The organism is Burkholderia sp. Bp9031 (assembly GCF_003857965.1).
Lineage (GTDB): Bacteria > Pseudomonadota > Gammaproteobacteria > Burkholderiales > Burkholderiaceae > Burkholderia > Burkholderia ambifaria_A.
On sequence record NZ_QTPW01000029.1, the window covers coordinates 47499 to 72940 of the forward strand.

The following is a 25442-nucleotide window of genomic DNA, read 5'->3' on the forward strand; positions in this document are numbered from 1 at the left end:
ATGCAAAGTGGATTCAGTTGAGGGCTTCGCCCGTGCGGTCGCGCAACCAGATCACTGGCACGAGCGAGATCGCGCAGGCCGCTGCGACGTACCATGCCGGCGCGAGCACATTGCCGGTGCGGACAACGAGCCAGCTTGCGATGAACGGCGAGAATCCGCCGAAGAACGAGGCGCTTACCACATAGGTCAGTGCGATGCCCGTCGCACGGACGTGCTTCGGAAAGAGTTCGGGGATCATCACGAGGACCGGCACGATCTGCCCGGCAACGAAGATCGAAAGGAACGCGGATACAGCGCACAACAGGCCCATCGATGGCGCAGCCGACAACCACGCGAACGCAGGATAGATGCTCAGAAGCAAGACCACGCGCGACACCACGAGCACGCGCTTGCGGCTGTAGCGGTCCGCGAGCTTTCCGGCGATGGGCGCGGCGGAGAACAGCACGAGCGAGCTGACCAGGCCTGCGACGACCGATGCTGTCGATGAGAGATGCAGCGTGCGCACTGCATGGCTCGGCAGGAAGAACGCCGTGATGTACACCGAAACCGAGCCGCCGAGCTCCGCGAAAGTCCCGAGGATGGTCAGCTTGAGATGCGTGGTGAGCGCCGCCTTCAACGCGCCCGCTTTTGCATGCTTGCCACCCGACGATACATCGCTCAAGGTTTCTTCCAGACGCCGCCGGATCAGCATGCCGACGGGCGCTGCGACGATGCCCAGCACGAACGGAATGCGCCAGCCCCACGCAAGAACGGCCTCCTTCGGCAGCACCAGATTGACGAGCGTCGCGACCGCCGCGCCCATCGCGACGCCTAGCGCGGTAGCCGAGAAATTCCAGCTTGCGAAGAAGGCGCGGGTCGAATCCGATGCATATTCGACGAGTAGCGTCGTGCCCGGACCGAACTCGCCGCCCGCCGCGAAGCCCTGGATCAGTCGTGCGGCGAGCACGATGAACGGCGCGGCCATGCCCGCGACCGCATAAGTCGGCGCGCAGGCGATCAGTGCGCAGCTGAGTGCCATCAACATGATAGTCAGCACCATCGCTTTCTTGCGTCCGGCGCGATCCGCGTAAGCGCCAATGATGATCCCGCCCAGCGGCCTCACGACGAAGCCCACGCCGAAGACGCCGATCGACAGCAGGAACTGATTCACCGGCGACGCGGACGGGAAGAACAGTTGTCCGATCTGGATCGCGAAGAAGCTGTAAATCGTGAAGTCGTAGAACTCCAGCGCCGTACCCAGCGTCGTCGCGGCGATGACCTGGGTCTTCGAAAGACCTGCTTTTTCCAATGCAAGTGTTGACATGGCGATGGATCCTTCAGGATAGGACTCGATGTGAGTTATCATATACGAGAAAAATTTTATTCTCGTATACGACAAAACCCGCATACCCGATTCGAGCGTACCGGTCATGGCCAGATCCAATGGGCGACAGATGCCCACATCCGTCGAAGCTTCATCGCAGATTGATCACAAGGCGGTCGGCGCACGCCTGCGCGATGCGCGCAAGGCGCATGGACTGACGCTGATGGAGTTGTCGGCGCGCTCGGGCATCGCCGTATCGACGATCTCTAAGGCGGAGCGCGGCGACATCGCGCTGACCTATGACAAGTTTGCGGCGCTTGCCCACGCGCTGGAACTCGGCTTCGATGAGCTATTCGGGCGCGCGCAACGAGCGGCGGGCCATATCGTGCCGACCTTTACGGCGGCGGATCAGCAAATGGTCTACGACACGCCCAACTACGAGTACCACATGCTCGCAAATGAACTGACGGGTAAGCGCATGGTGCCGATGCGCGGACATGTGCGGGCGCGCAAGCTGTCCGATTTCCCGGACTACATTCGTCATAGCGGCGAGGAATTCGTATTCTTGCTGCAGGGTTCGCTCGAACTCAGATTCGAAACGGGCAAGGTGTTCGAACTGAAACCCGGTGACAGCCTGTATTTCGATAGTTCGGTCGGGCATGTGTATCTGAGTACCGGCAAGCAGCCCGCGGAAGTGTTGGTGTGCTGCGTGGACACGGATGCGCATCGGCCGGCTGACGCGATGTGATCACGCGTCGAGTTGCGCTGAGGCGAGCGGAGGCTGAACGCGATCCCCACGACGAATCTGCCCGTCGGCCGCTCGCGAAACAGGATTGCAGATGCGACCACGATCATCACGGATTCCGACGCCCGAATGAGGGTTGCTCCACTTGCTTCTGTACTGGCGAGGCCCGTGAGTCCCAGTAGACAGGCAAGGCCAGGTCTTAATTGGAAAATTCCGACTTTTTCACATAGCGGAATCGCGCATCGACAGCCTCGATGCCACGCCGGACGAAGTCCCACGCCATGAACGCCCTGCCGGCGTTCGACCTCTCCTCGTACCCACTTTCCTCCTGAATTGCCCATACAACCTTGCACGGCAAGGCTCCAGCACATCCCGTCGAATCGACCCAGCAAGAAAGTCCATCCACCTCGCCACCAACTCTTATATAAGACATAAGACATTTGACGCCTGAATATATTGCGATTAGAATCCCGTCCAAGCAATGAAGCAGTCTCCGGAACAGCAGCCTCGGCGTGCCTGGAAAGCCCTTCCCCTGAAACGCAATCTCAGCAGGTCCCCCCATGCTTGAAAACTTTCGTGCTCACGTGGCCGCCCGCGCCGCGCTTGGTATTCCCCCCCTGCCGCTGACCGCTCAGCAAACCGCCGAACTGGTGGAACTGCTGGCGAACCCGCCCGCAGGCGAAGAGCAGACGCTGCTCGACCTGATCACCCACCGCGTCCCCGCCGGCGTCGACGAAGCCGCACGCGTGAAAGCCGGCTTCCTGGCCGCCGTCGCGAAGGGCGAGACGGCCTGCCCGCTGATCTCGCGCGAGCGCGCGACCGAACTGCTCGGCACGATGCTCGGCGGCTACAACATCCAGCCGCTGATCGAGCTGCTGTCCGACGAAGCCGTCGCGGCCGTCGCGGCCGACGCGCTGAAGAAAACCCTGCTGATGTTCGACCAGTTCCATGACGTGAAGGAACTCGCCGACAAGGGCAACGCGCACGCGAAGGCCGTGCTGCAAAGCTGGGCCGACGCCGAATGGTTCACGAGCCGTCCGGAAGTACCGCAAAGCCTGACCATCACCGTGTTCAAGGTCACGGGCGAAACCAACACCGACGACCTGTCGCCGGCGCCGGACGCCACCACCCGCCCGGACATCCCGATGCACGCGCTCGCGATGCTGAAGAACGCGCGCCCGGGCATCACGCCGGAAGAAGACGGCAAGCGCGGCCCGGTCAAGTTCATCGAATCGCTGAAGGAAAAGGGTCACCTGGTCGCCTACGTCGGCGACGTGGTCGGCACCGGCTCCTCGCGCAAGTCGGCCACCAACTCGGTGCTGTGGTTCACCGGCGAAGACATCCCGTTCGTTCCGAACAAGCGCTTCGGCGGCGTGTGCCTGGGCGGCAAGATCGCCCCGATCTTCTACAACACGATGGAAGATGCCGGCGCGCTGCCGATCGAACTCGATGTGTCGCAGATGGAAATGGGCGACGTGGTCGAACTGCGCCCGTACGAAGGCAAGGCGCTGAAGGACGGCAACGTGATCGCCGAATTCCAGGTCAAGTCCGACGTGCTGTTCGACGAAGTGCGCGCCGGCGGCCGCATTCCGCTGATCATCGGCCGCGGCCTGACCGCGAAGGCGCGTGAAGCGCTGGGTCTCGCACCGTCGACGCTGTTCCGCCTGCCGCACCAGCCGGCCGACAGCGGCAAGGGCTTCTCGCTCGCACAGAAGATGGTCGGCCGCGCATGCGGTCTGCCGGAAGGCCAGGGCGTGCGTCCGGGCACGTACTGCGAACCGAAGATGACCTCGGTCGGCTCGCAGGACACCACGGGCCCGATGACCCGCGACGAACTGAAGGATCTGGCATGCCTCGGCTTCTCGGCCGATCTCGTGATGCAGTCGTTCTGCCACACCGCCGCTTATCCGAAGCCGGTCGACGTGAAGACGCACCAGACGCTGCCGAACTTCATCAGCACGCGTGGCGGCATCGCGCTGCGCCCGGGCGACGGCGTGATCCACTCGTGGCTGAACCGCATGCTGCTGCCCGACACCGTCGGCACCGGCGGCGACTCGCACACGCGCTTCCCGATCGGTATCAGCTTCCCGGCAGGCTCGGGCCTGGTCGCGTTCGCGGCCGCCACCGGCACGATGCCGCTCGACATGCCGGAATCGGTGCTGGTCCGCTTCAAGGGCAAGATGCAGCCGGGCGTCACGCTGCGTGACCTGGTCAACGCGATTCCGCTGTACGCGATCAAGCAAGGCATGCTGACGGTCGCCAAGCAAGGCAAGAAGAACATCTTCTCGGGCCGCATTCTCGAAATCGAAGGCCTGCCCGACCTGAAGGTCGAGCAAGCGTTCGAGCTGTCGGATGCGTCGGCCGAGCGTTCGGCAGCCGGTTGCACGGTGCACCTGAACAAGGAACCGATCATCGAGTACCTGAACAGCAACGTCACGCTGCTGAAGTGGATGATCGCGCAGGGCTACCAGGATCCGCGCAGCCTGCAGCGCCGTATCGCGGCGATGGAGCAGTGGCTGGCCGACCCGCAACTGCTGTCGCCGGATGCCGACGCCGAATACGCGGCCGTCATCGAGATCGACCTGGCCGACATCCACGAGCCGATCGTTGCATGCCCGAACGACCCGGACGACGTGAAGACGCTGTCCGACGTCGCAGGCGCGACGATCGACGAAGTGTTCATCGGCTCGTGCATGACCAACATCGGTCACTTCCGTGCCGCGTCGAAGCTGCTGGAAGGCAAGCGCGACATTCCGGTCAAGCTGTGGGTCGCCCCGCCGACCAAGATGGACCAGAAGCAGCTGACGGAAGAAGGTCACTACGGCGTGTTCGGCACGGCCGGCGCGCGCACGGAAATGCCGGGCTGCTCGCTGTGCATGGGCAACCAGGCACAGGTGCGCGAAGGCGCGACGGTGATGTCGACGTCGACCCGCAACTTCCCGAACCGCCTGGGCAAGAACACGAACGTGTACCTCGGCTCGGCGGAACTGGCAGCGATCTGCTCGCGTCTGGGCAAGATCCCGACCAAGGAAGAGTACATGGCCGACATGGGCGTGCTCAATGCGAACGGCGACAAGATCTACCAGTACATGAACTTCGACCAGATCGAAGACTTCAAGGAAGTCGCCGACACCGTGCAGATCTAAGCATGCGGTCGAGCTGCGGCGGGCGGTGCCCGTCGTAGCGACACGCGATGGCGCCGCGGGCTGAATGCCTGCGGCGCCATTTTTTTTGGACGTCACCGGCCCATCACCGGCCTTCGCGTCACCGCATGCACGATGCCGCAAGCTTCCCGACCGCGATCACCGCCTGCTCGATCTCCGGCGACCACGGGCTGCTGTAGTTCAGCCGGATGAAGTTCCGGTAGTTGTCGGTGATCGAGAACATGTAGCCGGGGCCGATCGTGATCCCCTGCTCCAGCGCGAGCTGGTACAGCCGCATCGCATCGACCTGCACCGGCAACTCGACCCACAATACGTACCCGCCCGCCGGGCTCGAAATGCGCGTGCCTTCCGGGAAAAACCGCGACACCATTGCACGCATCAGGTTCGCCTGCTGCGCATACGCCTTGCGCAGGCGCCGCAGGTGATGCTCGTAGCCGTCGCGCTCGAGAAACTCGGCGATCGCGAGCTGCGGCAGCGACGGCGTCGCCAGCGTGTTCAGGAACTTCAGCTTCTCGACCTGATCGCGATACCGCCCCGGCAATGCCCAGCCGATCCGGTAGGCCGCCGTCAGGCTCTTCGAGAACGATGCGCAATGCAGCACGATCCCGTTGTGGTCGTAGGACTTCAGCGTGCTCGGATGCGACTCGCCGAAATACAGTTCGTTATACACACCGTTCTCGATGATCGGCATGTCGACGCGGGTTGCGAATTCAACCAGTTCGCGCTTGCGCTCGTCCGGCATCTGGAAGCCGAGCGGGTTCTGGAAATTCGGCATCACCATGCATGCGGCGATCGGCTGCGATTTTGCAATCGCCGCCAGCGCCGCGATGTCGATGCCGTATTCCGGATGCGTCGCGACCTCGATCGCCTTCATCCCCATCCGCTCGATCGCGTGCAGCATCGCGTAGAACGTCGGCGATTCCACCGCGATCGTGTCGCCGGGCTTCGCGACCGCCTGCAAACAAAGATTGATCGCCTCCGTCGCGCCGACCGTCACGATGATCTCGTTCGGATCGACCGACATCCCGTTTTCCAGGTAGCGTCGCGCGATCTGCCGGATCAGCCGCGGATGGCCCGGCGGCAGCCCGTCCGTCACACCCCACAGCGACTTGTCGCGGCCGGCCGCATACGCGTAGCGGTTCAGCTTCTCGAACGGAAACAGGCTCGGGTCCGGATACGGCGAACCGAGCGGCACCGCGTCGTCGGTGCCGATCGAGCGCAGCGTCGACAGCACGAGCCGGCTCATGTCGACCGACGACGAGATCGCGATCGGCTTCGACGGCCGCAGCTCGCGCACCGGTGCGTGGTTGTCATCGCGACGCAGGTTCACGAAGTAGCCCGACTGCGGACGGCTTTCCAGCAGCCCGCGGCTTTCGAGCAGCAGGTACGCATGCAGCACGGTCGTGATGCTGATCCGGTGCTGCTGGCTCGCCTGCCGCACCGACGGAATCCGGTCGCCATGCCGGTACACGCCCTGGCGAATCAGGCGCTCGATGTCGTCCGCAAGTTTTTCGTAGAGCTTCATCGCGCGCTCCCCGACGGCCTGCGCATGCGCGCGGCCGTGCCGTGCGCGTCCGATACGCGCGTGTGCCGCCCGCCGACCGGGCTGTCGTTCTGCCTGATTGCTCCCTCCGGTTTTGCCTTTTCCATCGCAGTGGCTCGCTTTTAAAAATGCGCCGAGAGGCCCGTGACGTCTGGGCCCGCGACACTGTGCACTTGATGATGGAATCTTAAGAGCAGAACAGTTGGCGAAGAGTACACACATCGAATACGCACACAAGAGTACAGTTTGGCGCGAATTCGTCATTCAGGGCCAACTGTACGTCTTATGAATCGTCATGGTGAGCGGCGATCGGAGGCGATACCGCGTGATTGCGCGGCTCTGGTCGGCGCCATACGCGCCGTGCCACAGGAATGGGCCGCGGCGGACCGATCTGCGCTGCCATGAAAATAGCGCCAGAACGGCGCGGCAGCCCGTACCGGTGCCTGCGAATCTTGAGGGGGTCAGAGCCGGACGAGGTGCGGCCCGTCCGGTGAGGACGAAGCGCTCGGATTGTTCGCCGGCGCTCGGTGTGAGAATCAACGCCGGCCGGCCCGATACGGGCAGCAAGCCGGTAGTCGACACCGCTGCGCGGGGGTGTGGTGGTTGCCTTACGACGACGCGCTGCTGCGGCGGATCGTCGACATCATCGCGGGTTTGCTCGATCGAGCGGAAAACGTCAGATCGAACCGAACAGCGCGCGCGGCCGGTCCTTCAGCGTGCCGGCCAGAATCCGCAGCCCGTTGACGAGTTCGTCGCGCGTCGCCGGGCACGCGAGGTTGATGCGCACGCCGTGCTCGATTTCCGCGCGATCGACCGCGAACGTCGACGACGGCATCACGATCACGCCGCGCGCCTTCGCGTTCGCGGCGAAGTCGTCGGCACGCCACGGCGGCGGCAGCCGCAGCCACACGAACATGCACGCGGGGTCCGACTTCAGATGGCCGGCCGGCAGCAGTTCCCGCGCAAGATCGACGCGCGCGCGGATTTCCGCCAACTGCGCGCTCATGATCCGCTCGGCGGTGCCGTTCTCGATCCACACCGTCGCGATCAGCATCGACGTCGGCGCGGGCATCCACGCCGTCGTGCGCACCGCTTCCGCACACAGCGCGACGCTGTCGCGCGGGCAGCTCAGGTAGCCGAGGCGCAGCCCCGGCGCGAGAATCTTCGACGTCGCGCCGATATGGAACGTCAGCTCGGGACACAAGCCGGCAATCGCCGGCAGCCGGTCGCGCACGAGCGGCCCGTACACATCGTCCTCGATGATCGTCACGTGATGGCGGCGCGCGACGTCGACGAGCGCCATCCGGCGCGCGAGGCTCATCGTCGTCACGGTCGGGTTCTGCAGGTTCGGCACGACGAAGATCGCCTTGACGGGCATGCGCTGGCAGATCCGGTCGATCTCGTCGGGCAGCAGGCCGTCGTCGTCGGCCGGCGCGCTGACGATCTCGAACTGGAACACCGGCGCGAGCGCCTTCAGGCCGTAATACGTGAGCCGGTCGGCGACGATCACGCCGTCGGTGCCGATCAGGCTGTTCAGCACCGCGTAGAGCCCGTGCTGCGCGCCGCTCGTGACGACCACCTGGTCGGGCGACGGCGTGAAGCCGGGCGCGGCAAGCCATTGCGCGCCCGCCGCACGCGCCCAGTCGGGGCCCTGCGGCGGCTGGTATTCCTGCAGCGACGCGAAACGCGGATCGCCCGGCAGTTCGCCGAACGTCTGCGCGAGGCTCGCGAGGAACTCGCCGGTCGCCGGCCGGTTCACCGTCAGGTCGATCACGCCGTTGCCCGCCGCGAGCGACGCACGGGCCGGCTCGATGCTCGGCATCGCGCCGCCGGTGACGAGCGACCCGCGCCGCTTGCTGCCGATCACGAGGCCGCGCAGTTGCAGCTCCTTGTACGCACGCGACACGGTCGACACGTTGATGCCGAGCTCGGTCGCGAGCTGGCGTTGCGGCGGCAGGCGGCTGCCCGGCGGGTACATGCCGTTGCGGATTTCCGCCTCGATCGAGCTCGATACCTCGACATAGGTCGGCCGCTTCGCCTGCGTCGGCGCACTGCCGTCGCGCTCTCCGGAAAGTTTGTCTGCTGCCATGTATCGCCTGTGCCCACACAAAGAGCGTTTGTCTGCCATCTAAACCTGTCTCGCGATTGTATATGACATCCCCGCCCGGTCAACCGTCTGCCGAAAAGTCTATTGAATCAGCGCACTGGAATCGGGTAAACGCTAGCACCACACAATCGATTTTTGATTGCACACAAAAAATTACTGTGTGATTCTTAATCCCATCTTTGTGTGAATCAGGTGTGCCGGAGGAGAAGCGTCATGGCGAACATCGCCATCGTGGGTGCAGGCTTCATCGGGCTCGGCGCGGCGGCATGGCTGCAGCGCGACGGGCATCGCGTCACGCTGTTCGACCCGGCCGGCGTCGGCCACGGCGCGTCGTTCGGCAACGCCGCGACGTTCGCGCCGTATGGCTGCGTGCCCGTCAACGGCCCGTCCGTGTTCCGCGACATGCCGCACTTCCTGTTCGCCGCCGACAGCCCGCTGCGCATCCGCTGGCCGTATCTGCTGCGCGGCGCGCCGTGGCTCGTGCGGTTCCTCGCCGCGTCGACGCCCGCGCGTCACGCGCGCAGCGCCGGCGCGCTGGCCGCGCTGCTGTCGCGCGCCGCCGACGGCTATGCGCCGCTGCTCGCGACCACGCGGCTCGCGGCATTCGTGCGGCCGCGCGAATGCCTGTACCTATACGCCCGGCAGGCGTCGTTCGACGCCGCGCAGTCGTCGCTGGCGCTGCGGCGCCGGCTCGGCGTGCCGTTCGAGACGCTCGACGCGGATGCGATCCGCCGGCTCGAGCCCGCACTCGCGCCGATCTTCACGCGCGGCGTGCTGTTCCACGGAAGCTGGCATTTCTCCGATCCGTGCGGGTTTCTCGGCGAATTGTTCGCGCACCTCGCCACCGGCGGCGCGACGCTCGAACGCGCGCAAGTCGAACGGATCGAGCTCGTCGGCGACGGCGTGACCCTGCATGCGGGCGGTGCGGCGCACAGCTTCGATCATGTGGTGATTGCGGCCGGCGCCCGCTCGCGCGCCTTCGCCGCCGCGTGCGGCGACGCCGTGCCGCTCGATACCGAGCGTGGCTACCACGTGCAGTTCGCCGCGCATGAACAGATCGTCACGCGACCGGTCGGCTGGGCCGAGCGCGGGTTCTACATGACGCCGCTCGACGAAGGATTGCGCGCGGCCGGCACGGTCGAACTCGGCGGCTTCGATGCCGGCATGAACCGCTCGCTGGTCGCGCTACTCACGCGTTCCGCCCGCGAAGCGCTGCCCTCGCTCGGCACGCCGACGCGCAGCTGGCTCGGCTTTCGGCCGACGCTGCCCGACGGCGTGCCCGTGATCGGCCGCGCGCGGCACAGCGAGCGCGTGATCCACGCATTCGGCCACCAGCATCTCGGCGTCACGCTCGCCGGCATCACCGGGCGGATCGTCGCCGATCTCGTCGCGCAGCGCGCACCGCCGCTCGACCTCGCTCCATACCGGGCCGCGCGATTCTGACGCGCGCCGCCATTTTCATCCCTGCAAGGAGGCATCATGAATCGTCGTAACTGGCTGGCATGGCTGGCCGTCTGCTCGATCGGCACGGTCGCTGCGTCCGCGCAGGCCGCGGACCCGGAAACCATCAAGATCGGCTTCGCCGGCCCGCTGACGGGGCCGGTCGCGCGCGTCGGCAAGGATCTGCAATACGGTGCGCAACTCGCGCTCGACGAGGAAAACGCGAAGCATCCGACCGTCGGCGGCAAACCCGTGCGCTTCGTGCTCGACGTGCAGGACGACCAGGCCGATCCGCGCATCGCGATCCAGGTCGCGCAGAAGCTCGTCGACGATGGCGTGGTCGGCGTGGTCGGCCACTACAACTCGGGCTGCAGCATTCCCGCGTCGGCCGTCTACAAGCAGGCGAACGTCGCGATGATCACGCCCGGCTCGACCAATCCGCAGCTGACGATGCAAGGCTTCAAGAACGTGTTCCGAACGATGGGGCACGACGGCGTCGGCGGCGTGGTCGCCGGACGCTTCGCGGTCGAGCAGTTGAAGGCGAAGCGGATCGGCATCATCGACGACCGCACCGCGTTCGGCCAGGGGCTCGCGGACGCATTCGAGAAGGGCGTGAAGGATGCGCACGGCAGCGTCGTCGACCGCGAATACACCAACGACAAGGCCGTCGATTTCCGCGGCATCCTGACGACGATGAAGAGCAACAACGTCGACCTGCTGTTCTTCGGCGGCCTCGACGAACAGGGCGCGATGCTCGTCAAGCAGATGCGCTCGCTCGGCATCCGCGCGCAGTTGTTCGGCGCCGGCGCGCTGAAAAGCAATGCGTTCCTGAAGATCGCCGGCAACGCGGGCGAAGGCACGCAGGATCTCGAACCGGGGCCGGCGCTCGACAAGCTGCCGTCCGCCATCGCGTTCGCGCAGCGCTACAAGGCGCGCTTCAACCAGGACGTCGAGCTGTATGCGCCGTTCGCGTACGACGCGGCGCTCGCGATGATTGCGGCAATCCACAAGGCCGATTCGGTCGACCGGAGCAAGGTCGTCGCGAGCCTGCCGGGCGTGTCGGTCACCGGTGTGACGGGGAAGATCTCGTTCGACGAGCGCGGCGACCTGATCAAGCCGCCCTACACGCTGTTCCGCGTCGAACAGGGGCAGTGGCACAGCATTCGCACGGTCGGCGGCGCGTCGAACTGATCGACGCCGAGCAGCAGGCAGCAGGCGGCGTCACCGCGCCGTCTGCTGCCGCTGCACCTCCTGCGCTTTCATCTGCAGATACGCGCCCCGCTCGACTTCGTGCAGTTGCTGAGGATACTGCTCGGTTGCGTCGAACCAGCGCGCGAGGCGCTGGTCGAGCGGTTTGTCGAGCGTCGCGAGATAGGTGTCGATCGCGAGGTAGTAGCGCATCGTGTTGCGTTCCAGCAATCCGCGCACGCCGCCGATGTATTGCGGCTGCGCTGCCGACGCGCCGCTGGCTGCCGTGAAGCCGACCTTGTCGCTGCCGACCGTCGCGAGGTAGGTCTTCATCGCCATGCGTCCTACCGCGCCGAAGCCGTACGAATACGTCAGGTGCAGGAACGTGCGCGATCCGCCCACCGGTACGGCTTCCAGCGCGATCCGGTAATCCTTCGTGCCCATCGGGCCGCTGTCGGCGGTCAGGTCGACCTGGAAGTAGTCGGGCGTCGCGGCGGCCACGCGGTAGCGGAACTGCACGCGATAGGTATCCGACAGCTTCTGCTCGATCTTGCGGCCGAGGTTCACGTCGAGCACCGGGCCGTTGCCGCCGGTCGATGCGTGACAGTACTTCGTGTTCAGGTGCAGGATCAGCACCGCGCACCAGTTCGCGGGGCCCTGCGCGGGGTCGTTGAGCTTGCCGTTCACGACGGAGAACGGATAGTCGACGACTGCGTAGATATCGCCCTTCAGCAAGGTGGACGCTTCGGACGATTCGAGGTACAGCGGGCGGTGGAACGGGTTGTTCTTCAACTGCTCGCCGAGGCTGTGATAGCGGTCGAGCAGCGCCGCCGCACCGTCCGCACCGTCCGCGCCGAACGACAGCGCGCTCCAGCCGACGCATAGCGCCGCGACGAGCGCGTGCCAGGCGCGGCGCGCGTATCGCGGGGCTTGCGGGTGTTCGGATGTCTCCATTCTTGTGCTCCAGCGAGGGGGCGCAGTATTGGCGCGCATGGTTCACAGAATACGCCGACCGCTATCGGCTCCGCTTCATCGGTACCGGCAATTGCGCAGCGGTGATCCGGATCAGCGTCGACAGCCATTCGCGGTCGTCCCAGCGGTCTCCTCCAATGACGAGATGCGGCTTCGCCGTCGGATACGGCGGACCTTCTTCGCACGCACCGAGAAACGCACGCCCGTCCGGGGTCGGCTTGACGAACAGTCGGTCGTCGCAAACCAGCGCGACCATTTTGCCGTCGCAGTAGATTCCATATTCGCCGAACATCTTGCGGGCCGATACCGTGCCCGCCGCAGCCATCTGCTCGACGATGAAATCAACGGTTCCCTGACTCGATGCCATCCACCTGCTCCGTGACCGAATAACCGTTCTGACCGTCACCGATGCGGTGTCGTTCCGTTCGATCCCCGCGCAACCGCTCGTGCGCTCGGCTCCGCGTGCTACTCATTTGTCAGCCGAAAACGCACTCGACATCTGCCGCGCCCGCTTCACGTCATCCCCGTGCAGATAAATCGACGTCGTCGAGATCGACGCATGTCGCAGGTTATCGCGCACCGTCGTCAACTCGGCGCCGCGCGCGAGCGCATGCGTCGCGTGCGTATGGCGCATCCAGTGCGGGCTCGCCTGCCGCAGCTTCTGTGCGAGCGCCGGGTTGTCGTCATCGACGAGTGCGGCCGTCTGCACGAAGAACCGCTGCATCACCTTCCACAGCCGCACGCTCGTGATCCCGGCCGCGCCGTCTTCCGCGAGGCTCGGAATCAGCGACGTATCCGGCCGCCAGCGCACCGGCGTCACCGGCAACCGCCGCGCGACCAGATGACGATCGAGCGCCGTGCGCGCGAGCGGCGGCAGCGCGACGCGCGCAGCCTTGCTGCCCTTGCCGATCACCTTCAGCCACGCGTCGCCGTGCGCGTCCGTGTCGATGTCGCCGAGCGTCGCGCCGACCAGCTCGCTCGCGCGCAGCCCGGTCGCATAGCCGAAATCGAGGATGAAGCGCAGCCGTTGCGCGGCGGCCGGCGTCCAGCCGGATTGCGGCGCGCCGGACGCCTTGTCCTTGCGAAACTCGAGCCCGTCCGCGATCGTGCGCACGAGCAGCCACTCGCCTTCGGTGAACGCATGCGACGTGTCGAGCGCATTCGCGCCGCGCGTGTCGCGCACCTTGACGCCCGCAAACGGATTCGCCAGCAGGTAGCGCTGCTCGATCAGCCAGCGGAACAGCGCGCCGAGGACCGACAGCGTGTACGCGGCCGAGCGCGCGGACAGCCCGCCGGAGAACGGCCGCCAGTCCGGCGCGCCGCGCGGCCGCACGGGGCCGACCCAGCGCTCATGCGGCGTCGGATGACGCAAAAACGCGCGATACGCGACCGCGTCCTCGGTCGTCAGCGACGACAGCGCGCGTCCGCGCTCGACGATCGCCCACAGGATCAGCCGCTCGGCCTCCTTCCGGTACGCGCGGCGCGTCGCGGCCGATTCGTGCAGCGACAGCCATGCGTGCACGGCCGCGTAATCGTTGTCCGCGTCGAGCGTGCTGGTCGCGCGCGGCGCGCGGAACGTGCCGGCCGACCCGTCGACCTCGTGCGGCAGCTTCAGCTGCTCCCACGGCACGATGCCGCTGCGCGGCGTCGCGGCGATCAGCGCGCGTGCCCGCTCGGTCAGCTCGGGGTGTGCGGAAAAGAACGCCTCGATATGCCGCGCGCTCGCCATACCGAGCCCCGCGATCGCGCGCCACCACTGACGCCGGCGCGGAATCCGCACGGTGAGGTCGGCCAGCGTCGCGATGCCGTGCGCGCGCAGCGCAACGACCGCGCGCGCCGGCAGCCACAGGCCGACGTCGTCGCTGATCTGCGGCACCGGCGCTCGCGCATGGCGCAGCAGGCCGATCGCATCGGTCGCCGCCTTCGCGATCTGCATGCGCTCGCTGCCGGGATGACCGAGCTGCTCGGCCAGATCCGGCCGCCCGGCCTGCCGTGCAACACGCACGAGGCGACGCCGAATCCCGCCGATCACGCCGCGCGCGGACCGCCCTTCGCCGAGACGATCGGGCAGATAGCGCTCGACCGCCTGGCGCACGGTCATGCCCGCGTACCACGCACGCAGCGCGGCCAGTTCGTCGGCGTCGGGAAAGCCCGCGGGTGCGGGCGCGGAATCGGAGGAAGGCGATGAAGCGAGGCGCGGTGTCATGGGCGCCAGTTTGACAGAAGCGCGCGCGGCCGGATACGTCGCGCACGACGTTCCGGGCGCGACGAGCGACGAAGCGCGACACCGGATCGTGCCGGCCTCGCGCCCACGCACCTCACCTCGATCGCAACGCGTCAGCCCGTCACCGGCGTGCGCCGCACTTCGGACAGGTAGATCAGGATCAGCGACACCCACACGATCCCGTACAGGAACATGAAGCAGGTGGTGCGCACGCGCAGCAGGTCGAGCAGCACGCCGAACAGGATCGGCAGCAGGAAGCCGCCGAGGCCGCCCGCAAGCCCGACGATGCCCGTGACGACGCCCATGTTGTCCGGGAAATCGTCGGCGACGTACTTGAAGGTCGACGCCATCCCGAACGCGAACACCGCACCGAGCACGAAGGTCAGCGCGACGAAGCCGGCCACCGGCATCGCCAGGTTCAGCGACGCGGTGCCGTCGATCGTGTGGATCACGAAGTCGGTCGCCGGATACGACAGCAGGAACAGCGTGATCCACGCGATCCACAACCCCCACCACGTGACCGCGTGCGCGCCGAAGCGATCGGACAGCGCGCCGCCGAGCGCGCGCAGCACCGAGCCCGGCAGCGAGAAGCCAGCCGCGAACGCGGACGCCATCACGAGCGACATCCCGTATTCGCTCTTCAGGTACTGCGGAATCCACAGCGACAGCGCGGTGAAGCCGCCGAAGGTGATCGAGTAGTACTGGCAGAGCCGCCACACGCGCGGGTCGCGCAATACCTTGAACGCGTCGAGCATCGAGCCGCCCCGTTTGCCGGCGCCCGGATCGGGCGCGGACGCGAACCAGAAGATCACGGCCGTGACGAGCAGCGCGATCGCGTAGACGCGCGGCACGAAGCGCCAGCCGTACGCGGACAGCAGCAGCGGCGTGACGAACAGGTTCACTGCCGCGCCGCATGTGCCCGCGCCGAACACGCCCATCGCGAGCCCGCGCCGCTTCGGCGGGAAAAAGCGCGCGACATACGGCGTGCCGACCGCGAACGACGCACCGACGCAGCCGAGGAACAGCCCGATGAACAGGAACTGCCAGAGCTGCGTCGCGTAGCTGACGATGTAGACGGGAATCGCGCACACGACGAGCAGCACCGTCATCACGATGCGGCCGCCGAAGCGGTCGGTCCAGGTGCCGAGCGGCAAGCGCATCAGCGCGCCGGTCAGCACCGGCGTCGACGTGAGCAGGCCGAACTCGGTGCTGTTCAGGCCGAGGTCGGTGCGCAATTGCACGCCGAGCACGCCGAACATCATCCACACGACGAAGCACACCATGAACGCGAGCGTGCTCGCGGCCAGCACCGACCATGCGCGCAGCGGGATGGCCTGCGCGTCCGCGGCCAGGCCGACGTTACCTTGTTGAGTTGCCATGAGCCAAACCTCGTTTCATTGGACCAGCGGCCCGTTCGCGCCGTCGAAGGTCACACCTTCGACGCGCGCGCCGCCCGCGAGTATCGCCACGTACTGCCGCATCGCCCGCTGCCGCACGCGTTCCGACAGGTACGCGGCGATCTGGCCGGCGGCTTCGTCGAACGGCACCGCGTCGCCCGGCACGCGGCGCTCGATGCGCACGATGTGAAAGCCGAAACGTGTATTGACGAGTTTCGGCAGCACGCCGAGCCCGTCCGTATCGAACAGCGCGGCCTCGAATTCCGGCACGGTGTCGCCGCGCAGCAGCTGCCCGAGGCTGCCGCCGACTTGCGCCGACGGGCAGTTCGACGATGCGCGCGCGAGCGCTTCGAACGTATCGGGCGCGGCGACCACGTCGGCGAGCGCGCGTTCCGCGCGCTGCCGCAGCGGCGCGAGCGGCACGCGGTCGGTCACCGCGAACAGCACGTGGCTCGCATAGACGATGTCGTTGCGGCGAAAGCGCGCCGGATGCTGCGCGTAGTAGCGCTCGCAATCGGCGCGATCCGGCTCGGGCACGTGCGTCAGTTCGCGCTCGAGCAACGCGTCGACCGCGGCATCGTCGAGCGGCGCGCCTTCGTCGATCAGCGCGAGCGACACCGCACGCTGCCGCAGCAGCTCGCGCACCGCGAGCGCGTGCCGCGCCGCATCGAGTGGATCGCGCGCATCGCCATGATGTTCGGCTTCGGCCGCGATGGCCGCGTCGTCGATCGCGACGCCGTTGATCGTCAGCGGCGCCGGCGCGACTTCGGAGAGAACGTCGTTCATGCGGCCTCCTCAGCGCTTGCGCACGAGCTGGTACGGGCGGATCAGGTACGCGACCGATGCGATGCCGCTCCAGATATGCACCATCCGCGTGAACGGCGACACGAGGAAGATCGTGAAGCCGAGCAGGATGTGCAGCCGGTACGTCAGCGGCACGCCGACCAGCAGGCTCGCGATGTCCGGCCGGAACGTGACGACGCCCTTCACGTAGTCGGTGAGCTGCTCGAACATCACGCCGTCCATGTGGCGCGTCGACAGCACGACGGTGCCGAGCCCGAGCGCGAGCTGCACCCACAGCATCAGCACGATCAGGATATCGGACTTGCGGCTGTTCTTGCGGATGCGCGGGTCACCGAGGCGGCGCCAGATCAGGATCGTCAGCCCGATGATCGCCGCGACGCCGGCCGCACCACCCGCGACCATCGCGACGAGCTGGTGCCCGGACGCCGACAGGAACGGCGACACGAGCCAGTGCGGCGCAAGAAAGCCGCCGAAGTGGCCGAGCACGACGACCAGCACGCCCCAGTGGAACAGGTTGCTGCCGAGCCGCAGCATCCCGTGGCGCAGCAGCTGCGACGAATCGCTTTTCCACGTGTATTGCTCGCGATCGAAGCGGATCAGGCTGCCGACCAGCAACACCGCGAGGCAGATGTACGGGTAGATCCCGAACAGGAACTGATGCAAGTAAGCGTTCATGTCTTTCCCCAGTTGGGCCCGCGCTTACGCGCCGCGGGCCGGCCGCTTGTCGTGGAACCGCACCGTCTGCTCGGCCGGCGTCGTTGCGCCGACGAAGCGCACGGCTTCGTCCGCATACGACGCGTCGAGCGCGCGGTAGTCGTCGGCACTCGGCCGCTCGGCGGCCACGTCGTCGTCCGCGTCCGCCGGTGCGTCGACCGGCGCGACGCCGGCCATCGGCAGCAGCGCGCCGACGACGAAGCTGTAATGGCTGCCGCGCTGCGCGAGCTGGCCGGCCAGCGCGCGCAGGATCTCGCCGGTCTCGCCGAGCAGGTTGCGCGCATCGGGCGCCGGCAGCCGCGACAGGTATTCGAGGAACACGGGCAGGTAGTCGGGCAGCTCGCCCGGGTTCAGCGCCAGCCCATGCCGCTCGTACATCTGCAGCAGGTCGACCATCGCCTGCCCGCGGTCGCGCGATTCGCCGTGCACGTGTTCGAACAGATGCAGCGACGTCGCGCGACCGCGGTCGAACAGCGCGACGTAGTTCTCCTGCAGCGTCAGCAGGTCGCGCTCGCGCACGTAGGCGAAGAACGTGTCGAGGCCCGCGCGCACCGCCTTCGGCACGCGCGCGCGTTCGCGCAGGTGGGCTTCGATCGAGTCGAGCACGTCGACGAGTGAATCGTCGGGATAGTCGAGCAGCGCCGCGAACGCCGCATAGGTCGGATCGGGTGCGGTACTCATCGGGACGCCTCGTGGATCGGAATGGCTTTCGCGCCCTTCTTCGGGCTGAACAGGCTGCCCTCGGAACGGCCGTCGGAACAGCCGTTGCCGAACGAGAAACCGCACGACGCACGCAGGTCGTACGCGTTCTCTGCATACTCGCGATGCGTCGTCGGGATCACGAAACGATCCTCGTAGTTCGCGATCGCGAGATAGCGGTACATCTCCTCGACCTGCGCGAGCGACAGCCCGACCTGGTCGAGCACGCCGCGCGCATCGATGCCGTCGACGTGACGCGCGCGCATGAACGCGCGCATCGCGAGCAGCCGTTCGAGCGCGAGCTTCACGGGCGCCTCGTCGCCGGCCGTCAGCAGGTTCGCCAGGTAGCGCAGCGGAATGCGCAGCGATTCGACGTCCGGCAGGTAGCCGTTCATTCCGAGATCGCCGCTGTTCGCGGCCGCGTTGATCGGCGACAGCGGCGGCACGTACCAGACCATCGGCAGCGTCCGGTATTCCGGATGCAGCGGAAACGCGATCTTCCAGTCGATCGCCATCTTGTAGGTCGGCGAGCGCCGCGCGGCGTCGATCCAGGCAGCCGGCACGCCATCGCGCTCGGCCTGCGCGATCACCGCCGGATCCTCGGGATCGAGGAACAGCGACAGCTGCGCTTCGTACAGGTCCTGCTCGTTCTCCGCGCTTGCGGCCTCGCTGATCCGGTCGGCGTCGTACAGCAGCACGCCGAGGTAGCGGATGCGGCCCACGCAGGTTTCCGAACACACGGTCGGCTGGCCGGCCTCGATGCGCGGATAGCAGAAGATGCACTTCTCCGCCTTGCCGCTCTGCCAGTTGTAGTAGATCTTCTTGTACGGGCATCCCGACACGCACATGCGCCAGCCGCGGCACTTGTCCTGGTCGATCAGCACGATGCCGTCTTCCTCGCGCTTGTAGATCGAGCCCGACGGGCACGACGCGACGCACGCCGGATTCAGGCAGTGCTCGCAGAGGCGCGGCAGGTACATCATGAAGGTGTTCTCGAACTGCCCGTAGATCTCCTTCTGCACGTTCTCGAAGTTGTAGTCCTTCGCGCGCTTCTCGAACTCGCCGCCGAGGATTTCCTCCCAGTTCGGGCCCCACTCGATCTTCTCGAGACGCTGGCCGCTGATCAGCGAGCGCGGCCGCGCAACCGGCATCGCGCGCGTGTTGCCGGCTTCCTGCAAGTGCGCGTAGTCGAATGTGAACGGCTCGTAGTAATCGTCGATCTCGGGCAGGTGCGGGTTCGCGAAAATCTGCGCGAGCAGCCGCCACTTGCCGCCCAGGCGCGGCTCGATCCGGCCGTCCGCACGCCGCTGCCAGCCGCCGCGCCAGCGGTCCTGGTTCTCCCAGTCCTTCGGATAGCCGATGCCCGGCTTGGTCTCGACGTTGTTGAACCACGCGTATTCCATCCCTTCGCGGCTGGTCCACACGTTCTTGCAGGTCACCGAGCAGGTATGGCACCCGATGCACTTGTCGAGGTTCAGCACCATCGCGATCTGTGCACGTATTTTCATGACGTTTCTCCAGCGCGAACCGCGTGTTGCGTGGTGGGGTCGACCGCGGTTTCTTCTCCGTCGAGCCAGTCGATCTTGTTCATCTTCCGCACGATCAGGAACTCATCGCGATTCGAGCCGACTGTGCCGTAGTAGTTGAAGCCGTACGACAGCTGCGCATAGCCGCCGATCATGTGGGTCGGCTTCAGCGCGATGCGCGTGACCGAGTTGTGAATGCCGCCGCGCGTGCCGGTGATCTCGGAGCCCGGCGTGTTCACGATCTTCTCCTGCGCGTGGTACATCATCACCATCCCGGACGGGATCCGCTGGCTCACCACCGCCCGCGCGCACAACGCGCCGTTCGAGTTGTAGCACTCGATCCAGTCGTTATCGACCGCGCCGATCGCCTTCGCGTCGTCCTCCGACATCCACACGATCGGGCCGCCGCGCGACAGCGTCAGCATCAGCAGGTTGTCCGTGTAGGTGCTGTGGATCCCCCACTTCTGGTGCGGCGTCAGGAAGTTCAGCACGCGCTCGGGATTGCCGTTCGAGCGCTTGCCGACCATGTGCGCGTAGCTGCCCGTGTCGATCGGCGGCTTGTACGCGCACAGCGATTCGCCGAACGCGCGCATCCACGGATGGTCCTGGTACAGCTGCTGACGGCCCGTGAGCGTGCGCCACGGCACCAGCTCGTGCACGTTCACGTAGCCGGCGTTGTACGACACGTGCTCGGACTCGATCCCGCTCCACGTCGGCGACGAGATAATCTTGCGCGGCTGCGCCTGGATGTCGCGGAAACGGATCTTCTCGTCCTCGCGCGCGACGGCCAGGTGCGTGTGATCGATACCGGTGATGCCGGACAGCGCCCGCCATGCCTTCACCGCGACTTCGCCGTTGGTCTCGGGCGCGAGCGCGAGGATCACCTCGGCCGCGTCGAGCGCGGTGTCGATGCGCGGGCGCCCTTGCGCGGCACCGTCGGCAACCGTGTAGTTGAGCTGGCCGAGCAGCTTGACTTCGTCCTTCGTATCCCAGCCGATGCCCTTGCCCGCGTTGCCGAGCTTGTCCATCAGCGGGCCGAGCGACGTGAAGCGCGCGTAGGTGTTGGGGTAGTCGCGCTCGACCGCGATCACGGCCGGCATCGTGCGGCCCGGCACCGGCTCGCAGTCGCCGCGCTTCCAGTCCTGCACGTCGAACGGCTGCGCGAGCTCTCCCGGCGTATCGTGCGCGATCGGCGCGAGCACGACGTCGCGTTCGACGCCGAGATGCCCGTCGCACAGCTCGGAGAAGCGCTTCGCGATCCCCTTGAAAATCTCCCAGTCGCTCTTCGATTCCCACGCGGGATCGACCGCCGCCGACAGCGGATGGATGAACGGGTGCATGTCGGACGTGTTCATGTCGTCCTTCTCGTACCAGGTCGCGGTCGGCAGCACGACGTCCGAATACATGCAGGTGGTCGACATCCGGAAGTCGAGCGTGACGAGCAGGTCGAGCTTGCCGCGCGGCGCTTCGTCGTGCCACTTCACTTCCTCGGGGCGCGTGCCGCCCGTCGCGCCGAGATCGTCGCCCTGCACGCCGTTGGTCGTGCCGAGCAGGTGCTTCAGGAAATACTCGTGGCCCTTGCCCGACGAGCCAAGCAGGTTCGAGCGCCACACGAACAGGTTGCGCGGGAAATTGCCGGATGCGTCCGGGTCCTCGCACGCCATCTGCAGCATGCCGGCCTTCAGCTGCCGCGCGACGTCCGCGCCGGCCTGCGCCGGATCGCCGACGCTCGCGCCGACCTTCAGCGGGTTCACCGCGAGCTGCGGCGCGGACGGCAGCCAGCCCATCCGTTCCGCACGCACGTTGTAGTCGATCGGCGAGCCGTGAAATTGCGTCTTGTCCGCGAGCGGCGACAGCAGCGCGCTCGGGTCCATCGTGTCGTAGCGCCACTGGTCGGTGTGCGCGTAGAAGAACGACGTCGCATTCATGTGCCGCGGCGGACGGTTCCAGTCGAGCGCGAACGCGAGCGCGGTCCAGCCCGTTTGCGGGCGCAGCTTCTCCTGGCCCACGTAATGCGACCAGCCGCCGCCCGGCTTGCCGACGCAGCCGCACATGATCAGCATGTTGATGATCGCGCGGTACGACATGTCCATGTGGAACCAGTGGTTGATCCCCGCGCCGATGATCACCATCGACTTGCCCTGGGTCTTGTGCGCGTTCTCCGCGAACTGCCGCGCGACCGAGATCACGTCCGCGCGCTTCACGCCGGTGATCGCTTCCTGCCACGCCGGCGTGTACGGCAGATCGTCGTCGTAGCTCGCGGCCACGTCGCGCCCGCCGAGCCCCTGGTCGAGCCCGTAGTTCGCGACGAACAGGTCGTAGACGGTCGCTACCAGCATCTCGCCGTCGCGCGTCGCGACGCGCCGCACGCCAATCCGGCGCGACAACTCGGAACCGTGGCTCGTCGAGTTGAAGTGCGCGTGCGGCTGGTTGCCGAAGTACGGGAACAGCACGTCGACCACATCGTCGTGCCCGGCCGTGCAGGACAGCCGCGGCGACAGCGCCGCGCCCTTCGACGTCTCGCCGCGCAGGTTCCACTTGCCCTTGTCGCTCGATCCGTCCTTGGCCTGCTGTCCCCAGCGGAAGCCCACCGAACCGACCGGCACGACGAATTCGCCGGTCGCGTCGTCGATCACCACGGTCTTCCAGTCCGGATGCTCGGCCTCGTCGAGCGCATCGTCGAAGTCGGACGCGCGCACGAGGCGCTCGGGCACATAGCCGTCGCCGTGCGGCACCAGGCGCACGAGGCACGGCATGTCGGTGTAGCGCTTGCAGTAGTCGACGAAGTAGTCGCTCTTCCCGGCCAGGTGAAATTCCTTGAGGATCACGTGACCCATCGCGAGCGCGAGCGCCGCGTCGGTGCCCTGCTTCGGATGCAACCACAGGTCGCCGAACTTCGCGCCTTCCGAGTAGTCGGGGAACACCGACACGACCTTGGTGCCGCGATAGCGCGCCTCGACGAGGAAGTGCGCGTCGGGCGTGCGGGTCTGCGGGACATTGGAGCCCCACATCATGATGAACGTCGAGTTGTACCAGTCGGCCGATTCCGGCACGTCGGTCTGCTCGCCCCAGGTCTGCGGCGACGCGGGCGGCAGGTCGCAGTACCAGTCGTAGAAGCTCAGGCACACGCCGCCGATCAGCGACAGGTAGCGCGAACCTGCCGCATACGACACCATTGACATCGCCGGGATCGGCGAGAAGCCGACCACGCGATCGGGGCCGTACTGCTCGACCGTGTAGACGTTTGCGGCCGCAACGATCTCGTTGACCTCGTCCCAGCTCGCGCGCACGAAGCCGCCGAGCCCGCGCCGGCTCTGGTACGAACGCCGCGCGTCGTCGTCCTCGACGATCGAGCGCCATGCATCGACGGGCGCGAGCGTGCGCCGGCGTTCGCGCCACAGCTTCACCAGCGCGCTGCGCACCATCGGATGCTTGAGACGGTTCGCGCTATACAGATACCAGGAGTACGACGCGCCGCGCGAGCAGCCGCGCGGCTCGTGGTTCGGCATGTCCGGGCGCGTGCGCGGATAGTCGGTCTGCTGGGTTTCCCACGTGACGATCCCGCCTTTCACGTAGACCTTCCACGAGCATGAACCCGTGCAGTTCACCCCGTGGGTCGAGCGGACGATCTTGTCGTGCTGCCAGCGCAGCCGATAGGCGTCTTCCCATTTTCGGTCCTCGTCGGTGACGGCGCCGTGTCCGTCGGAGAATGTTGGCCTTGTTGTGGAGAAATAACGCAATCTATCCAGGAAATGGCTCATGGGGATCTCGTTTTTCCGGTCTTTTGGCAGACCCTGATTATTTAAGGAGGTGAAATACCGGTTGTAAAGGACGATTGGATTTTGGCCGCTCCATCCTTCTCACCGTGGTCGAACCCATTGTCTGGCGAACCGACATATCACGGCTTGATACAAATCACGATATCGTTCATCCGTGCGCAACGCCCTTGAAATGGGGGCGGATTGCGCGGCGCCGTCTGTCATGCGGCTGGCGGGCAGTTTCGCTGCACCTGCCCATCCGCTTCCCCGTGGATCGGTCGGGTGCAATCCGCATCGAACGGCATTGAATGAACGGCGATCCCCATCGGGGAATCGCCGGCCCGCAGCACGCTGTTTATAAAAGACTGCGCAACGCATTCGATGGTTTACCGGCCATCGGTCGATCACACCTTCACATATAAGAACCGCATTTTCGTGACATCACGCTTTTTCACCGCATGCATTGCCGCCGCCATCGGCTGCGTCGCGTACGCGCTGGACGCGCTGGACGTGGAACGCGCATACCTGTCGACCGCTCGATCGCGATCTTCGCGAAAGACGACGACCGCGACACGCATGAGGCGTGGGCGACCTGCCCTGACGCACAAGGGTGACGTACTGTGGAAGCCGGGCCGCCAGGATGAAGCGCGCTGCGTTCGCGCAGGCGCGGAGAATTCAGGCGCGGAGAATTCAGCCGACGAGCGTCGAGCTGGAGGAAACGTTGAAACGGCTGGACGTGCAGGCAAAGCCCGACGATGCGGGTGCGTCGGCGTCCGGCACGACCGGCACGTCACGCGCAACGCGTAACAGGCAACCGGCCCGCCACGCGCGGCGGGCAGCAATCACGGGACACCGCCGGTCACTGGCGGGCGCCCGTACGCGCCGCGTCAAGAAGACAGGCGGCTTGCCCGCGTCAACCCTCGCCCTTCGGCCCCGGGTTGAGCATCACGACGAAACCGGCCACGCCGACGATCAACGCGATCGCGCCGCCGCGCAGCGCGACCGTGTCGCCGAACAGCAGCCCGGTCACGACAGCCATCATCCCGGCGAGCGACACGAACACGGCGATCGCCGCGACGACGATCCGGTACTGGCGACGTATCATCGCGTGCCGGCCGCGTCAGGCCGCCGCGGCGGAAGCCGACACGTCGGCGTCGCCGCCGCGAATCAGCAGCACCGGACACTTCGAGCCGCGCACGAAGCGCTCGGCAACACTTCCGAGCACCACGCGCCGGATCCCGCGCCGCCCGTGCGTGCCGACCACCGCGAGATCGATCGCGTGTTCCTTCACATAACGCTGCAGGCGTTCCGCGACGTCCTCGCCGATGCTCTCGGTTTCGACGAGCTCGCCCTCGCCTTTCGCGCCGGCTTGCGCGATCACCTGTTCGGCTTCACGCAGCACCTTGCGCCCTTCATCGCGGATTTCCTCGATGAGCGCGTGCGGGTCGAAACGGCCCGCGTACGTGAACAGCACCGACTTGTCGACCACGTACACGACGCTGACGTGCGTGTCGCCCGCCTTCGCCACCTTCAACGCCTCGGCAAGCGCCTGTTTCGACGAAGCGCTGCCGTCGACGGCCACCATGATCTTCTTGTACATGCGAACCTCGCTGGGGTGAGTTGCCGCGCGCGGTAGCGCACGGCCATGTCCCATCATCGGCCGGCGGCCGGTTCGAAGATTGACGGCGATCAAGATTCACCGAAAGCGCGCCGTGCGGCAAAGCGCCACGCGGAGAAACCGGGGTACCGGATGGGCGGCCGAGCCGTGCAATCGAGCGGCCATGCCGCCGAAGGCGCTATCATCAGATTTGCGACCTTCGTCCGGCCCCTTTTTTCCGGCTCACTTTCAACTCGCTCA

Annotated in this window: 18 protein-coding genes; 4 read left to right on the forward strand and 14 right to left on the reverse strand. The window is 66.4% G+C overall.

What is annotated here, in order from left to right; all coding sequences use genetic code 11:
- Positions 1-13: 13 nt before the first annotated feature.
- Positions 14-1303: an MFS transporter gene (locus DIE15_RS28780; protein WP_057927750.1), complete on the reverse strand. Its 1290-nt coding sequence runs from the start codon at positions 1301-1303 to the stop codon at positions 14-16.
- Between the two features lie 106 nt (positions 1304-1409).
- On the opposite strand from DIE15_RS28780, the gene DIE15_RS28785 reads away from it, so the two are divergent.
- Both DIE15_RS28785 and acnB read left to right on the forward strand, forming a co-directional pair.
- Complete coding sequence (locus DIE15_RS28785) at positions 1410-2051, forward strand: helix-turn-helix domain-containing protein (protein ID WP_057927749.1); 642 nt, start codon at positions 1410-1412, stop codon at positions 2049-2051.
- Between the two features lie 557 nt (positions 2052-2608).
- Entirely contained in the window at positions 2609-5194 is a 2586-nt protein-coding gene (gene acnB / locus DIE15_RS28790; protein WP_057927748.1) for a bifunctional aconitate hydratase 2/2-methylisocitrate dehydratase, read from the forward strand.
- Positions 5195-5312: 118 nt separating this feature from the next.
- Here the strand turns inward: acnB and DIE15_RS28795 are convergent, their stop codons facing one another.
- Together DIE15_RS28795 and DIE15_RS28800 are read right to left on the reverse strand one after the other, a co-directional pair.
- Positions 5313-6737, reverse strand: coding sequence for a PLP-dependent aminotransferase family protein (locus tag DIE15_RS28795; RefSeq protein WP_124834919.1), 1425 nt, complete (start codon positions 6735-6737; stop codon positions 5313-5315).
- Between the two features lie 694 nt (positions 6738-7431).
- On the reverse strand, positions 7432-8844 hold the full coding sequence (locus DIE15_RS28800; RefSeq protein WP_057927746.1) for a PLP-dependent aminotransferase family protein: 1413 nt from the start codon (positions 8842-8844) through the stop codon (positions 7432-7434).
- Between the two features lie 231 nt (positions 8845-9075).
- Here DIE15_RS28800 and DIE15_RS28805 point away from each other — a divergent pair, with 231 nt between their 5' ends.
- The gene (locus DIE15_RS28805; protein WP_124834920.1) at positions 9076-10305 is read left to right on the forward strand and encodes an FAD-binding oxidoreductase; all 1230 of its coding nucleotides are present in this window, start codon (positions 9076-9078) and stop codon (positions 10303-10305) included.
- Positions 10306-10341: 36 nt separating this feature from the next.
- Complete coding sequence (locus tag DIE15_RS28810) at positions 10342-11493, forward strand: branched-chain amino acid ABC transporter substrate-binding protein (protein ID WP_124834921.1); 1152 nt, start codon at positions 10342-10344, stop codon at positions 11491-11493.
- A 30-nt stretch (positions 11494-11523) separates the two neighbouring features.
- Here DIE15_RS28810 and DIE15_RS28815 read toward each other — a convergent pair whose 3' ends face one another.
- The 11 genes from DIE15_RS28815 to DIE15_RS28870 form a co-directional block, all read right to left on the reverse strand.
- Positions 11524-12444 (reverse strand): hypothetical protein, encoded by a 921-nt coding sequence (locus tag DIE15_RS28815; RefSeq protein ID WP_124834922.1) that lies wholly within the window; start codon positions 12442-12444, stop codon positions 11524-11526.
- Positions 12445-12505: 61 nt separating this feature from the next.
- Positions 12506-12829 carry a TfoX/Sxy family protein gene (locus tag DIE15_RS28820; protein WP_124834923.1) on the reverse strand — a complete coding sequence of 108 codons (324 nt, stop codon included), beginning with the start codon at positions 12827-12829 and terminating at the stop codon, positions 12506-12508.
- Between the two features lie 102 nt (positions 12830-12931).
- Positions 12932-14668: a site-specific integrase gene (locus DIE15_RS28825; protein WP_124834924.1), complete on the reverse strand. Its 1737-nt coding sequence runs from the start codon at positions 14666-14668 to the stop codon at positions 12932-12934.
- Between the two features lie 131 nt (positions 14669-14799).
- Complete coding sequence (locus tag DIE15_RS28830; RefSeq protein WP_124834925.1) at positions 14800-16065, reverse strand: nitrate/nitrite transporter; 1266 nt, start codon at positions 16063-16065, stop codon at positions 14800-14802.
- Positions 16066-16080: 15 nt separating this feature from the next.
- Positions 16081-16869: a peptidylprolyl isomerase gene (locus DIE15_RS28835; RefSeq protein ID WP_057927739.1), complete on the reverse strand. Its 789-nt coding sequence runs from the start codon at positions 16867-16869 to the stop codon at positions 16081-16083.
- 9 nt (positions 16870-16878) lie between these two features.
- Positions 16879-17562, reverse strand: coding sequence for a respiratory nitrate reductase subunit gamma (gene narI / locus DIE15_RS28840; protein WP_057927738.1), 684 nt, complete (start codon positions 17560-17562; stop codon positions 16879-16881).
- Between the two features lie 24 nt (positions 17563-17586).
- Positions 17587-18282: a nitrate reductase molybdenum cofactor assembly chaperone gene (gene narJ / locus DIE15_RS28845; RefSeq protein ID WP_124834926.1), complete on the reverse strand. Its 696-nt coding sequence runs from the start codon at positions 18280-18282 to the stop codon at positions 17587-17589.
- Positions 18279-19808, reverse strand: coding sequence for a nitrate reductase subunit beta (gene narH, locus DIE15_RS28850; protein WP_124834927.1), 1530 nt, complete (start codon positions 19806-19808; stop codon positions 18279-18281). The genes narJ and narH overlap by 4 nt, the downstream gene beginning before the upstream one ends.
- Positions 19805-23587 carry a nitrate reductase subunit alpha gene (locus tag DIE15_RS28855; RefSeq protein ID WP_124834928.1) on the reverse strand — a complete coding sequence of 1261 codons (3783 nt, stop codon included), beginning with the start codon at positions 23585-23587 and terminating at the stop codon, positions 19805-19807. The genes narH and DIE15_RS28855 overlap by 4 nt, the downstream gene beginning before the upstream one ends.
- A 910-nt stretch (positions 23588-24497) precedes the next feature.
- Positions 24498-24689, reverse strand: coding sequence for a DUF2964 family protein (locus DIE15_RS28865; RefSeq protein WP_124834929.1), 192 nt, complete (start codon positions 24687-24689; stop codon positions 24498-24500).
- Between the two features lie 15 nt (positions 24690-24704).
- Positions 24705-25184 (reverse strand): universal stress protein, encoded by a 480-nt coding sequence (locus DIE15_RS28870; protein WP_057927732.1) that lies wholly within the window; start codon positions 25182-25184, stop codon positions 24705-24707.
- Positions 25185-25442: the final 258 nt, after the last annotated feature.